Source organism: Dictyobacter vulcani (genome assembly GCF_008974265.1).
GTDB lineage: Bacteria > Chloroflexota > Ktedonobacteria > Ktedonobacterales > Ktedonobacteraceae > Dictyobacter > Dictyobacter vulcani.
In genome coordinates, this window is the sequence record NZ_BKZW01000003.1 from 661,297 (window position 1) to 675,852 (window position 14,556).

General features: G+C 47.7%; 10 protein-coding genes and 2 pseudogenes. 5 read left to right on the plus strand and 7 right to left on the minus strand.

The features are described from left to right. Window positions 1-79: 79 nt before the first annotated feature. Both KDW_RS27010 and KDW_RS27015 read left to right on the plus strand, forming a co-directional pair. Window positions 80-1,426 carry an ABC transporter substrate-binding protein gene (locus KDW_RS27010; protein ID WP_151759019.1) on the plus strand — a complete coding sequence of 449 codons (1,347 nt, stop codon included), beginning with the start codon at window positions 80-82 and terminating at the stop codon, window positions 1,424-1,426. Between the two features lie 173 nt (window positions 1,427-1,599). Further along, window positions 1,600-2,511: an LLM class flavin-dependent oxidoreductase gene (locus tag KDW_RS27015; protein WP_151759020.1), complete on the plus strand. Its 912-nt coding sequence runs from the start codon at window positions 1,600-1,602 to the stop codon at window positions 2,509-2,511. Between the two features lie 297 nt (window positions 2,512-2,808). Here the strand turns inward: KDW_RS27015 and KDW_RS27020 are convergent, their stop codons facing one another. Then, window positions 2,809-3,222: an aldo/keto reductase gene (locus KDW_RS27020; protein ID WP_151759021.1), complete on the minus strand. Its 414-nt coding sequence runs from the start codon at window positions 3,220-3,222 to the stop codon at window positions 2,809-2,811. Window positions 3,223-3,752: 530 nt separating this feature from the next. Here KDW_RS27020 and KDW_RS27030 point away from each other — a divergent pair. Next, window positions 3,753-4,471, plus strand: a pseudogene (locus KDW_RS27030) (MgtC/SapB family protein). Window positions 4,472-4,552: 81 nt separating this feature from the next. On the opposite strand, the pseudogene pgi reads toward KDW_RS27030, so the two are convergent. The 3 genes and pseudogenes from pgi to KDW_RS27045 all read right to left on the minus strand — a co-directional run bounded on the left by pgi (window position 4,553) and on the right by KDW_RS27045 (window position 9,700). Continuing rightward, window positions 4,553-6,183 (minus strand): annotated as a pseudogene (gene pgi / locus KDW_RS36190) (glucose-6-phosphate isomerase). A gap of 168 nt (window positions 6,184-6,351) precedes the next feature. Next, window positions 6,352-7,752 carry a transposase gene (locus tag KDW_RS27040; RefSeq protein WP_151758644.1) on the minus strand — a complete coding sequence of 467 codons (1,401 nt, stop codon included), beginning with the start codon at window positions 7,750-7,752 and terminating at the stop codon, window positions 6,352-6,354. 142 nt (window positions 7,753-7,894) lie between these two features. Further along, window positions 7,895-9,700 (minus strand): helix-turn-helix domain-containing protein, encoded by a 1,806-nt coding sequence (locus tag KDW_RS27045; protein WP_151759024.1) that lies wholly within the window; start codon window positions 9,698-9,700, stop codon window positions 7,895-7,897. Window positions 9,701-10,108: 408 nt separating this feature from the next. On the opposite strand from KDW_RS27045, the gene KDW_RS35380 reads away from it, so the two are divergent. Continuing rightward, the gene (locus KDW_RS35380; RefSeq protein ID WP_269822534.1) at window positions 10,109-10,231 is read left to right on the plus strand and encodes a hypothetical protein; all 123 of its coding nucleotides are present in this window, start codon (window positions 10,109-10,111) and stop codon (window positions 10,229-10,231) included. Window positions 10,232-10,260: 29 nt separating this feature from the next. On the opposite strand, the gene KDW_RS27050 is transcribed toward KDW_RS35380, so the two are convergent. The 3 genes from KDW_RS27050 to KDW_RS27060 form a co-directional block, all read right to left on the minus strand. Further along, a complete protein-coding gene (locus KDW_RS27050; protein ID WP_151759025.1) occupies window positions 10,261-10,884 on the minus strand; it encodes an RNA polymerase sigma factor in 624 nt (207 codons plus the stop codon). A 235-nt stretch (window positions 10,885-11,119) separates the two neighbouring features. Continuing rightward, complete coding sequence (locus KDW_RS27055) at window positions 11,120-11,878, minus strand: alpha/beta fold hydrolase (RefSeq protein WP_151759026.1); 759 nt, start codon at window positions 11,876-11,878, stop codon at window positions 11,120-11,122. A 95-nt stretch (window positions 11,879-11,973) separates the two neighbouring features. Next, on the minus strand, window positions 11,974-12,732 hold the full coding sequence (locus tag KDW_RS27060; protein WP_151759027.1) for a hypothetical protein: 759 nt from the start codon (window positions 12,730-12,732) through the stop codon (window positions 11,974-11,976). Window positions 12,733-13,348: 616 nt separating this feature from the next. Here KDW_RS27060 and KDW_RS27065 point away from each other — a divergent pair. Next, window positions 13,349-14,467, plus strand: a complete 1,119-nt coding sequence (locus KDW_RS27065) for a ChaN family lipoprotein (protein WP_162005651.1) — start codon at window positions 13,349-13,351, stop codon at window positions 14,465-14,467. Window positions 14,468-14,556: the final 89 nt, after the last annotated feature.

Sequence of the window (14,556 nt, forward strand, 5' to 3'; positions counted from 1 at the left end):
AGCCATGATGCTGTTCGTTCTCTCATATTTTTTATGTGTTTGTTTATTTTTTCTTCTATCCATGAAGGAAAGGGATTTTATGTATCGCAAATGGTTTCACCCCACGTTCGTTTTGCTCGTGCTCACAGTTCTACTCTTATCTGCCTGTGGTACAGCAGCGGATACAACCGACCAGGGCAATAAGGGGGGAACAAGCAACAGCAGTGACCCAACCAGCTTTGATGCCAACAAGCAGTATTCGATTAATTTCTGGGAGGCTTTCGCCGCTGGAGCCAACAAGACTAGCCTGGAAAGCCTGACCAAAGAATATATGGCCAAGCATCCCAAGGTTAAAATCAACCTGCAGGCCTACGATTCGTATCCAACCCTGCAGACAAAGTTGAATGCAGCTATTGCCGCCAAAAATCCACCAGCCATCGCACAGGTTTATGAGAACTGGGCCGTTCAGTATAAGCAGAACAACAATATTGTTTCTCTGAAACCATATATTGCTGGTAAAAATGGCTTGAGCAACTCAGAGCTTTCCGACTTTTATCCTTCGCTGTTAAAAGATGGCCAGATCGATGGCGAGCAGTATATGATGCCCTTTAACAAGAGTGATGAAGTCGTTTACTATAATGCTGATGTCCTGAAGAAATACAATCTCACCCCACCAACCACCTGGGAGGAGATGATCAAAGATGTAGCCAAGGTTACCAAGAGCGATGGTTCACAGTGGGGTCTCTCATTAACACCAAGCGTCGATGAGTGGTCCATTTTGTATAAAGCCCTGGGTGGAAAAGATTTTGTTTCTGCTGACGGTCAGAAAGTCACCTTTACGCAGGATAACAACAAAACCTATGCCAAAGCCGCCCTGGAAACCCTGGCTCCATTGGTCAAAGCCGGTGCCGTGCATGTGACCAAGCAATATGGTTGGCAGAACGACTTCACTTCTCAAAAAGCTGTCTTTGGTATCAGCACAGTGGCCAGCTATAGCTTCCTGAAAGCTTCAGTCAAAAATAGCTTCAACTTCAATCAAGCAGCTATTCCTGGTGGTCCTGGTGGACAATACACCGTTCTGTACGGCACCAACCTCTCGCTCTTCAAAGGCGTTAGCGATGACACCCGCGCCGTTGCCTGGGATTATCTGAAATTCCTGATCAGCAAAGAGACCAACACCACCTTCGTCCAGAAGACCGGTTACCTGCCTATTCGTCAGTCTGTGTATAGCAGTCCTGATATGCAGGCCTACTATACCAAGACACCTGCTCGTAAGGTTGGCTCAGAGCAGATCAATAACGCCTTCGTTGCTTCCAGCGCTCCTGGTTGGCAGAAGTGCCGTGATGAGATCACCAACGATTACACTAGCGTTCTCAATGGTCAGACCACATCTGATGCTGCCCTGACCAAAATGGAGCAACAGTGTAACGATGCCTTGAACGGATAAACAAGGCCATCCCCCAAAGAGAGAAGACGATCGTAACTATTACGGTCGTCTTTTTTCTTTGCGTGGATTCCTTGAAAACTTATGTGTACGACTGATGGGCAGAGGATGGCTGGATGTGCGATACTGTTTTTTTATTAGTAATAGTGTAGTTAGAGAGGGAAAGAAAAAGAAGTATGGCACATATACAGTTTGGACTGGCATTGCCCAGTCGGCCCCTGGATGGTATGACGCGCAGAGGCTTTCTGGAGCAGACGCGCAAAAATCTTGATGCAGTGGTGGAGAGTTTTGACTCGATCTGGTTTATTGATCATGTACAATTCAAGGATAGCCAACTCCTGGAGGGGTGGACTGCCCTGACCCATATGGCGGCGCTGTATCCCACCTTTCAATTTGGCCACGTTGTCCTCTGCCAGTCGTTTCGCAATCCTGCCTTGCTGGCCAAAATGGCGGCAACTGCTCAATTTATGAGCGAGGGGCGTTTCATACTGGGTATTGGTGCTGGCTGGCACCAGGAAGAATACGATGCCTACGGCTATAAATTCCCACCAGCCGGGACGCGGGTAGAAGAGCTAGATGAGACGTTGCAGATCGTCAAAGCCCTCTGGACCGAGCCCAGGGCTACTATTGAGGGGAAGCACTATCAGGTCCGCGATGCCTACTGTGAGCCGAAGCCAGAGCCATTGCCGCCGATCATGGTTGGCGCATCCCAGCCGCGCATGTTGCGCCTCACCGCCCGTTATGGTGACTGGTGGAATGTCTCCCAGGTTGATATCGAGAGTTATCGCAAACTGGTCACAGAGAGCGAAAAAGCCTGCCAGGTGGTCGGGCGAGATCCAGCCACCCTGCGGCGTACATGGTTCGGAGGCTGTCTCTGTGTTCCCGAAGGTACAGATCCCGCCAGCATCGACATGAAGCAAGTCCGCTCGCCAAATCCTTTTGTTGGCACGCCGAGTCAGATCATCGAACAAATGAAACCCTTTGTTGATCTGGGGGTCGATTACTTCATGCTCAAAAATGAGGGCTTTCCGGACAGTACCTCACTACGGCTACTGTCCGAAGAAGTCCTGCCACGCTTGAACTCCTGATTGGAACCTGAAGCGAGTGCAGGACCGAAATTGGCGATTTTCTATGCGCGGGCGAGGCGAGCGACGAGATCTCGTTCGCCTGGACCGAACCATGGTGGATCTCCAGCGGCCGCGTTTTCGATGACGCGTTGGGTGCGGGTGGTGGCCGGATAGCGACATGACAGCGTGGGTCACTGAGGACCCATTTGAGCAAGGCCTGGCCCCAGGTTGTAACCCCAAAAGGAGCGAGCGGCTCAAGTTGTTGAGCGGTTGGTATATTGCGCATCAGACTCCCTTCGCCAAAGGGACGCATCACGATCACTCCCAGCCCCAGGTCGGCGGCCAGCGGCAGGATATCTTTCTCGACTCGCGTTGCAAGGGATTGTATGGGATCTGGATAACTGAGATGCGGCCGGTTTTGATGACTTTGCGTAGTTCGTTAAAGGCGCTATGACTGTAGTGGGTAGCCCCGATCGCGCGAATCTGGCCACTCTCCTTGAGCCCTTCCAGCATTGGAAGATGCTCAAGCCAATTAGCCAGATTATGAATCTGGTAGACATCGACACGGCCACCAAAGAATTGGAGCGCTCGCTTCACCTGGGCCTGTCCTTCACTGCGGCTATTGGCCCAGACTTTTGTGGCCACCAGCGCATCTGCGCGTTTGTCACGCAAACTTTCTCCCAACACCTGTTCTGCGACACCATACATCGGCGAGGAATCAAAGAATGACACCCATTGGAGAGTGCTGTATCCACCAGCATACGTGCATTTTTCTGAGCAGACTCGCCGCGACCATCAAACGTGCGCCAGGTTCCCATACCGATGACTGGCACCTCTAACGCACTGTTACCCAAAGTACGATACTCCATACAGTGATCCCTTTCTCTTACCTTGCGACTAAAAGAGTTTCCTTCCCAGTATAGTATAGCTGACCATGCCGTTGGGTATAGCAATAGTCGTGAGGCATTGTTCTCAAGCAGTGGCATGGGCCAGAAATGAGCATGAGATTTTCTGTACCTTGAAAAAATATTTTCACAATTGCTTTTTTAGCCTGGATATAATAAGATCCAGATTGAATGGGGCTGTTCAAGAAATACTTGTCCTCGAGAACAATCTTCAACCTCTCTACATAGAGTTTATGAATGGACCAATAGCAGTGTCAGCGCCTTTTTAGCTAGTTTTGTCCTTATCTGTATCTCGTTAAAAAGTCTTGAATAGTTTCAACAAAAATCAGCTGTAAAGCAAGGAGCAATAGCGTATTCATGATTAGCTTTCCAGAAATTTTATTGCGTCTGGTTGTCTCTCTGATTCTTGGTGCATTGATTGGTTGGGAACGAGAGTACAGTGAGCATAATACTGGTATTCGGACGAACGCCTTAATCGCGTTGGCACAACCTTGTTCACAATTATTTCTGGCTATGCTTTCCATGATCTCACCCAGGTACCACATGTCCAACTCGATCCAACGCGTATCGCTTCCTATATTATTGCTGGTATTGGATTTCTAGGAGGGGGCTCGATCTATTTTCGCCAGGATCAACAAAAAGTCAAAGGACTGACTACTGCCGCCTCGGTCTGGGTTGTGGCCGCAATTGCCATGGCCTGTGGTGTTGGCTTTTTACTCGAAGCCACGATTACCACCATCATGGCTCTGATGATCCTGGTCGCGATGCGTTACCTGGAAGCCGTGGTTCTGCCGTATAAAAATCGGCACGTTCACAGTATTATAGTCAGCAGTGGCAGTGACAAAGAAGGCTTCTTGATTGGTAGTATCTACGATATCCTGGATAAATTACAGATACAGGTTATTAGTATGGATATCCGCACGAAAAAGGTAGAGGATGGGAACGACCTGCGCACCCTACAAATTGATTGTTACTGCGGGGACAAGAGCGTAATGGCTCAGGCCATAGACAAGATCCAGTCCTTAAAAGGTATCAAGAGCATCAAAACTTCTGCCCGTAAAAGCACAGGCGATTAAGCCAGATAGTGATTTCGTGTTGCAGGCATGAAAAAGGGTCCCTTGCATGATCAATACTGCAAGGGACCCGATAGGTTTTGTTTATTCTGCTTTGCGCTGCTGGCGGTAGCGTTTGATCAGGGTATTGGTTGAACTGTCGTGTTTGAGATCGGTCTGTTCCGCGCTCTCCAGTTCAGGAATGATGTGGTTCGCCAGGACTTTACCGAGTTCGACGCCCCACTGATCGAAAGAATTGATATTCCAGATTGTACCCTGGACGAAGACTTTATGTTCGTAGAGGGCGACCAGTTTGCCAAGCATGGCCGGAGTCAGGCGGTTAGCCAGGATTGTATTACTGGGACGGTTGCCTTCAAAAGTACGATGTGCTACCTGATAGTCAGCCACACCATCAGCGGCAACCTCTTGCGCGGTCTTGCCGAAAGCCAGGGCTTCAGTCTGAGCAAAGAAGTTGGCCATCAGGAGGTCATGGTGAGGTTTGACCGGATTAAGCGTCTGGCTGAAACCGATGAAATCACAAGGGATTAGCTTGGTTCCCTGGTGGATCAATTGATAGAAGGCGTGCTGGCCATTGGTGCCGGGCTGGCCCCAGATAATAGGTCCAGTCTGGTAGTTGACCTCATGGCCTTCGAGATCCACATGCTTACCATTGCTCTCCATATCCAACTGCTGTAAGTAGGCGCTGAAACGTTCCAGATACTGATCGTAGGGCAGAATAGCCACGGTCTGAGCATCAAAGAAATTGTTATACCAGACGCCGAGCAGGCCCAGCAAGACCGGCAGATTCTGCTCAAAAGGTGTGGTGCGGAAATGCTCATCCATAGCATGGAAGCCAGCCAGCATCTCATAGAAATGCTCGGGCCAATCGCGATCATCAAAGAAAGTCCGATCGCCGAGTCATAAGAATAGCGACCACCGACCCAGTCCCAGAAGCCAAACATATTCGCGGTATCGATGCCGAATTTGGAGACCTCTTGTTCATTTGTGGAGACAGCCACAAAATGTTTCGCAACGGCCTTATCATCCTTCAACGTAGCCAGCAGCCAGTCACGAGCCGAGCGAGCATTGGTCAGGGTTTCCAGAGTCGTAAAAGTTTTGGAAGCTACGACGAACAGCGTCTCGGCAGGATCCAGATCATGGACTGCTTCGGCAAAGTCCGTGCCATCGACATTCGAGACAAAGCGGCAGGTGAGATTGCGATCGCTATAGTAGCGCAGAGCATCATAAGCCATATGAGGGCCGAGATCGGATCCACCAATACCAATGTTGACAATATTGCGGATACGCTTGCCGGTAAAACCTTGCCACGCGCCACTGCGAACCCGACTTGCAAAGTTCGCCATTTTCTCCAGCACAGCATGTACCTCAGGAACGACATCCTGACCATCCACGACGATCTTCTCGTCCTTTGGGGCACGCAAGGCCACGTGTAAGACGGCTCGCTTCTCAGTAATATTTATCTTTTCGCCGCTGAACATGGCCTTGATGCGCTCCTGCAGACCAACCTCTTCAGCCAGCTTTAAGAGTAATTGTAAGGTTTCCGTAGTCACCCGATTTTTAGAATAATCAAAATAAATATCCTCAGCCTCAACCGAGAAACGCTCACCGCGTTGAGGATCTTCCGCAAAAAGTGTGCGCAAGTGAAGGTTACTAACCTTTTGGTAGTGTTGTTCGAGAGCCCTCCATGAGGGTAGGTCTGTCAATCGTGTTGACATCTGCAAATCTCCTCTTTAAAAATGACTAATCTCTATGGCCGTAAGAATAACCAACCTTTGAGAGTATACCACTGTTTGACACGATCTAACTTGCTTCCTCGCTACATGCGGGAAGTCAGGTATTCTACCACTAAGTTATGAGTCATCCCGAATTTTTGGGATGTTTTTCTAACACCTTTTATCTGCCAAAGACTGTAATGTCTGGATATTGGGAGCCAAAAGGTAGCCAAGACTTGGACGATAGTCGTCCCACAGACGGCTGATCGCCCAACGTAAGCGGTAAAGCGGTGTAATAGCTTTTTTGCATCGCTTTCCGGTTCTTTTGCACTTCAGATGCAAGATCATTTCAACAAGATCCCCGTGGATAGGAGTGAGTAAATGGAGGAGAAAAGCATAAACAAGTGTCACAATACCTAACAGCTTGAGTCGGTTTTCCATCGCGTACAAGCGCGGACTCTCCATCGCCAGCTCACTCTTTCCATAGCGGAATACGAGTTCTATTTGCCAACGTCTCCGATAAGCAAAAACAATCTCCCAAGCCTGCTCTGCAGTTCGAATACGCTCATTAGTTACCAGATACCAGACTTTCTTATTCACGCGAACTTTTACGAGATAAAGTTGATACGTGTATTGCTCATGCCAGATCGGTGCCCACCAAATATCACAAGGCATCTTTTCTCCAGTATGGTTATCACGTATTTCTTTATGAGATAAATACTTTTTATGCAATCCAATCTGCCATAATTTTTTCTTTTCCCCTTTCTCATTGAAAAATATATGTCCTTTTTTCCAGCGAATCACAAAACGCACACGTAATTTCTGTAACACTTGTATCCAAGGACCTGATGCTGCTCCACGATCAAATATGTGAAGGAGCTGATCCCCCCATTTCCGAACAACTTTTCTCAATAACTTTTCTTGTTGTTCTCTTAACTTTGTCGCATCATCACCTCTGGTGGTCCACCAGCTCATCACCGCTACTTTTACCCTTCCTTCCATTCCTATGATCAATGCTGCTGTCCACTGCATTCCTGCCACTGTAATCGCTTTCTTCGGCGGAAAATTAAAGACCATACCTTTTTTTGAGCGCTGCAATCTTTTCGCTTTACTAGAAGTTACTGGACAGATTCCTTCTAATTTCTCGCTTTCCGCTTTTTCTATGACACTCTCATCCCAAGGGCAAATAATCCTTTTCCCTTGTTCTCTCATACGTGTCACCTCTTTATCAGCTTCTTCTAGTAAATAGTGATCTATCTGCAAAAAATTCCATTTTATGGAGCGAAGCAGGTTTCCCACTCTCTTCGTTCCAGCAGTCGCTGTTTTTGATTGCTGCGCATATCCATCGAGGTAGGAACCTAATTCACTCAAAAGTAGTCCCTGCTTGTTATTTCTGAAACGAATAATTGCAACGCATACCTGTACTAACGTTCGCACTAACCTCTTATCTATCAGCCTATCAAGCACAATCAAAAGTGGCATAAGAAATTCTTCAAGCAATTGAGCTAATTCCTGTGATGCTCTCTGCGCATCTTGTTCCTCGGGTTGAAGTATGTCATACTGAAATGGCATGAGTTGGGGGCCTCCTGGTTTTTTGCTGTCAGTTGAATTTTTAACAGTTTAACTCAGGAGACCCCTCTTTGCCTAGTTCTTACTTTTCCGGTTTTCTCTCTTTCTTTCCGGCTAGAAATGTTCCTCAAAAATTCGGGATGACTCATAAATTTAAATTTTCCCCGGACATGGGGTGAGTCAGGAAGTGGTGAAGTGGCCTGGGATAGAGAATAGTCGCTTTTGTGAGCAGATTTTGTATCTGCTGGCTACTAACGTGACTGGCTATTGGGGCGCTCTGCTCACGTTGTTTGAGAATCACCAGATAGCGTTGATAGAAGCGCAGTGTATAGCCAGGTTCATAGGTTGTTTCAGGATTTCCAGTACCTGCCCGGGCGAGACGATAGTGTCTGGAGATAGCCGTGATGGAGGCAGTGAAGCACTCATCTGCGCTGCTATAGGCTTCCTCTAAACTGTTGGGATTAGTGATGGAACTGGCTCTCTCCTCAGTGACTTCACCGGCGGCAAAGTAAAGCTCAGCCAATGCCAGCAGATAGCCAGGCGTTTTTTCTTTGATATCCACGATGGGAGGCAGATACAACGTAGAAGGGCCAGTGCTACTGGCGTTCTGGCTGGAAAGTTTGATAACCTCGTCAAGCATAGTCCAGGAAAGTGACCTATCCTCCAGCGAGTGCAGGACGAGCTGGCAAAGCGCTGCTGCCAGAGAGCATTCCTGCAGAGCAGAGCTCTCATAACCACCCAGACGTGCAATCGTAGCGCGTTTACTGAATGAACGGATCAAGTAAGCGAGAGCCATATAAGCAATATTTTCTTGTTCCGCAGATAGCGCTGGTGAGGACTGATACAACTCCTGTAAATATACCAGAATCTGGTGGCATTGTTCATAGACCTCATCCAATAACGTACCGGCATGGATCTGAACAGGTTGCTGGGGCTCAAGCCGTCTGAGCAAGACCTGCTGCTGTCGCCAGTCACAGAGATCCAACAACACAACTGCCTGAGTTAAACGCGCCTGCACTTCACCATTCCAATCAGCCCCCACCTGATAAAGAGTTCTGCTCTGGAGCAGAAAACTGAGGGTCTGTTGAAACTGTGCTTCAATTTTTTCAGGAGGCATTTGCGTGATCAATGCCTCTATTTTGTCTCCTGTTTGATAGAGGGCGGCATACGTACTATAGCCTAAACCAAGATAGAGCTGGCCCGCTATATTCATATTATGGGTTGGACGTAGATATTTGCGCGCTCTGGCATAGTGATGTTGAGCCGTCTGATGTTGACCAAGTAAACGTAAAACATGACCACAATGCAGTTCAATTTGAAACACCAGATCTGACTGTGGGAGAGGTAAGAGCTCAACACTATCGAGTGCGCGTAGGTAGTAATGCAATGCTTGCTCATAAGATCCAAGCAGATATGCGTTATTGCCAAGCGCATCCAGAATCACCGACTTATATTCGTCTGCTGCGAGTGCCAGTGAGAATTCCAGTTGCGTTTGTGCACTTGAGAGATCTGCCTGTTCCTGGGCCAGCAATCCTTTAAGCAAGGCGGCCCGAGCCTGTTTTTGTAGCAGTGCATTCATGGTAGGATCCAGTGGAATATCCAGCACTGCAGTTGAGAGCGAGAGCGTATCCGGACCTTTGCCCTGCAGAATCAGGTTCAGTAAGAAGGTGGCATCCTGATCATTGATGCGCTCATCAGGTTGTTCTCTAAAGGACATTGAGGTAAGCGTTGTTTTGTGTGTTTGTGTTTGTTCCAGTAAACTCTCAAGCTCTTCCGCTGGCCGATCAAGTTGGAGTGCGAAGAAACGCAGAGCCGAATAGGACGGAATAATCTGTCCGCGCTCAACCGCGCTGACATAAGATTTCGAGAATTGAGGTTTTCCCAACTCTGTTTGTGTGAGCCCCCGTTGGCGTCGTATCTGTCGAATAAACTCTCCAATGGGCATATGCATGGGGAGGCTCCTTTCTTGAGGGGACGATGGGGTACCAATGATGTATGGCGCGCTTTATTCCTCTCGCTAAATCTACCTGATTTTTATTAGATCACCATTATAGCAGTTATTTGCGCCCTATGTCAAGAAATGGAAGCAATTCCAAGAATTTTCCAGGAAATGTGGATGTGAGTAAAGAATTGAATTTGGCATAAAAACAGCTTAAAATAGCATCGTGATTATATTGTGCTTCTAGTTAAAATGGAGTAGCTGATGAGCTCAAATTCGCAGAAGGACTTGTTGCAGGAATAGCACAACTATAAACATAGTTGCAATGTACCGACCTCTAAGAAGAAGAGGTAAAGTAATGCTGAAGAGTTTGAATAAAAACTAGCATATCCTGATGTGAGGGGAAAAGGGCGTGCGAACTTGATCGCATTGCCAGCGCCGAAGCAATTGAAAAAAGCCAGTGCCTGGCAGCAACAGCGCGTTACTATTGATGAAGTGGTTTCAGATTGCGAAGATCTGAAACCACTTCTGGTTGAAGAATAGCCACGAGATACTTTGCCGTTAATGGCCCTTCAGGATAGAGCATAGTGATAATTTTCTGTCAGGATCGTGCGCAGGTTTTTTTTGGCACGAGAAAAGTATGTTTTAGCGGTTGCTTCAGGCATGTGGAGAGCATGCCCAATTTCTGAGAAACTGAGCTGTGATAGGTAGCGCAACGTGGTAACGGCGCGATATTTAATCGGTAGTGCTTGAATTGCTTCACTCAGGATGTGTTGCAGTTCATGGTGTTCGGTCATCTCGTCAGGCAGAGGACAGGGGTCAGTAATCAGCGCGAGATTGTTTTCCTCTTCGGCATCTGTATCTGTATTGATCGATGAGAAAGGCAGGGCCTGTCGGCGGCGACGACGGAGTTCATCAATACAACAATTGTGAGCAACCTGGAATAACCAGGGTTTAAACGGCCGTTCTGCATTAATGTTCGGGAGTGCTATATACACGCGCAGAAAGACCTCCTGTGAAAGGTCCTCGGCCATACCACTATCTCCTAATAAACGATAAAGATAATTGAAGATCATACGATTATAGCGATGCAATAATTCCTCGAATGCTCTCTGCTCACCTTTACAGCAGAGATTAATCAACGTAGTATCTGTATAGCTCTGGTATATATTTGTTTCCACCATTGTAGCGACCATCGAGTTGCCTCACTTTACCTTCAATCTAGGAGCCTGATATTTATTGTATATCTACCATAACATCCTCCTGTAAGAAATTCCATAGACTTTTATGGAAAATCAGGCGCTTTTCCATTTTATAATCAAACTTTAATCCAGAGTAGTAGAAGATAAGAATCCTCTTATCTTTTGGGCTGTGTGTGATCTTTTCGCATGGAGGCAGAGGAGAGAGGCGGGCGTAGCTATGGAAAAGAGGCTAGCCGCCAGGAGTTGTCTGTTTGGCCAGAAAATCTTTGACGATAGCATTGAAGATGGCTGGTTGATCATACATACAGGCGTGACCGGCTTTGGGAATTATTAACAGTGAGGCGGCCTGCATTTTTTCTTGTAGCAGTTCACCCAGGGTTGGAGGGACAAGTGTATCACCTTCTCCCCAGATCAGCAGGGTGGGAGTTTGTACCGCCTCGATCTCTTCATCCAGATGTTCCGATATAAGATCGCGAACTGCACGCAGCAAGGTGAGAAAGCCCATGCGTAACGTGTCTAGCGAGACAATCATAAAGAACTGAGGAGACATATAGCGAAAGGATTTGAGGAGTGGCACGGCATAGCCAAAAATAGAGCGCACCTGTGGAAAGACGGCGGGCGCGACCAGGATCAGACGTGAGATGGCTTCAGGGCGGTGAGCCGCAATCCATAGTCCGATAAAGCCTCCCATTGAGTGGCCGATAAAGTCCGCTCGTTCTAAACCAATTGCATCCATCCATTGCAAGAGCCAGCTGGCGGCTTGTAGCAAGGCAAAGCGTTGTTGTATATGTGCCATCGACCCAAAGCCAGGCAGATCCACCAGATACACACAATATTCTTGTGCCAGATCTTCTACATTGTGCATCCACCAGCGGGTCGAGGCTGAGAGTCCATGCAGTAATATAACCGGAGGTCCCGATCCCACGCGTTGATAACGTACCAGAATATTATTCACCTGGACGTATTGTACTTTTGAACGTAATATCATTTCCTTTATATAGCACAAATTTCATAAAATGGACAGTACCAGCAATCGCGGCGCGACCCGGATAGCTGGTACTGAACTGTTGCCATCCAGGCGAATCAGTCGGACTGCCTTTGATCTAATGTGCTTAAATGCGTTAGCAAACGCTGGCGATCCGCTTTTGTCTTGAGCACAAAGACTTTGCCAGGATAGTATTCAAGGTACTTGTATGTAGTATCTATGGTTCTATCGAGCTCGCTCATTCTGAACTTTTCGTGATGCATACGCAAGAAATCCAGCACTGGTGGCTCTACGCCATTATTATAGGTTTCACGATAGTGTTGGGAAAAATCGGCGGCGGGTGGCTCCGAGATAGCCTGATAGATGGCCAGATAGCGGGCTGAAAATTCCTCATTAAAGCCGGTTGCAGGTACCTTTGTTTGCTGACGATACAGATCAAGGTAGGTACGCATAAACTCTGTGGGCGGACGATCTGTGTGATCATAGAAGTAGAATATGCCTTTCAGTAACGGGATCATCAACTTTGTGGCATAAGGATTAGTGCCGCGCAAACTTTTATCCACATGACGATACAGCACACGCCATACCGCTACTGCCAGAGGAATATCCAGCAGGACAATGCAATCAGCCTGATGCAGAAGTGGATCCGTCCAGAACAGATAGTTGCCCTCGGTCACCCAGCCGGGTTGCTTCAGGATCGTTAACGCTTCTTCTACATAACAGGCTAGAGGTTTCATACCATGTTTCCAGCCAACCTGATCCAAATCATAATGAGGAATACCAAAGCGTTTCGCCAGTTGTCCTCCCAGAGTGGTCTTGCCGCTGCCAGAACCACCAATAATATGAATCTTGAGCATCGTCTTTTTTTCCTTCATTTCCGTATAAAGCTATATCTTGAGGTATACATGAGGAATAAGGGGTGAGAGGTATGCCAGAAATGTGTACAAAAAAGCACCTGCTCACTGTTATGCAACGGGAAGGCAACTTCCAGAGGAGGATGGAAAACAGAACGGAATCATAAAAAGAACCATGCCGAACCTGAAAAGAGAAGTTGCTAACGCGATGCCATAGAAACCATTAGAGACCAAACACATTTCTGTTGCATTATCTACAAACAGCAACAGATCTGCTTTTCTGGTTCTATTCATCTGGCATACATTAGCGCTGAGCTGGCATAGTGATCTCCTTATTGAAGAAATTATGTTTACCTGATAATAATAAATAAAATCCTACAAAAAGTCAAGATTATGAAACAGACATATTTTATGCACATGTAACAGGCGAATAGGTCTGTGGGTGGGGTCGAGAAACGGTTCTATAGACTCGTTACAGGTGATGGCGTTGACCTTATTCTATCTGTGTACAGAGGCACACTGGTCTGGTAATCAGATCATACGAAACGCTTCTGGACGAACTAAGGAATGAACACAATGCCCGGCTCAGGGTGTAGTTGGATAGAAAATGGTATTAGTGATGTCAAATTTAAGCATAAGAGGCAAGATTTCACGGCGTGGGTTCCTGACCTATAGCGCGGCAGCAGTGGGCGTGGTTGCTCTTGGTATCTATGGGAGCAAAGCTGATGTGCATGCTGTTCCCGGCTTGAGGGACCCAAAGGCGGAGCATGCCGTACAGGCTGTGATGGCAGCATTGGAGAGCCATCAATTGGTTGCTCTGGGTGAGGCCCATCAGTTACAAGAAGAGCATGACTTTATTATAGATTTACTAAAAAATTTGAAACCTGGCACCATCAACGATATTGTCGTGGAATTTGGTAGCGCTGGCTATCAGGATGTGATGGATCGTTTTACTGCTGGCCAGCCAGTTGAGGATCAGGTATTGCGGCAAGTCTGGCGCAATACTTTGATCACAGGTGCCAATCCTGTCTGGGATGCACCGGTGTACGAGCGCTTCTTCCGGACGGTGCGGGCACTCAATCAAACACTGCCCGCGGCCCATAAGCTGCGTGTGTTGTTGGGAGATCCAGCGATAGACTGGGAGAATGTCAGGCGGAAAGAAGATTGGGGAAAACTGGTTTTGCAACGGGATGCACACTATGCAGGCGTGGTCGAGCGTGAAGTGCTCCAGAAGGGGCGCAAAGCATTGTTGATCGCGGGCACCAGTCACCTGTTACGTGGAGTGCGTGCCGAAGGAGATCCAAGCCAACCACCTGATATGGCCCCAATCAACGTCACCGCCCACCTGGATGCGGCTCATCCAGGCAGTGTATTCGTCATCGATGTACTCATGACCATTCCAGGCGATCAGAGTGTACAGGCAGATGAGCTTCGGTCCTGGCCGAAACCCGGCTTTGCCCGATTGGCAGGAACCTGGTTGGGAGTCGAGACGGTCGCTGGCAATAGTAATATACAGGTTTTGATGCGAGGGTCGGCAGCAGATGCCGTCCTTTACCTGGGAAAGTCCGAAGAACTAACGGCTTCACGTGCTAATCCCGCTCTTTATATGGGAGGAGCGTATGCAGAAGAGTTGGAACGGCGGGGTAAATTATTGACGCAATGGGGGATACAAGGTCCTGGCGATCCATTGCAGCAGGCTTTAAAAATCGCCAAGAAAGGGCCACGCTACTTTGCATAGATGAAGTTTATGGCGTGAGCCTGTGGTAGCAAAATCCAGGCAAGTACAAAGATAACAGAAGATCTTCAGCCATCTTTGTACTTGCTGAC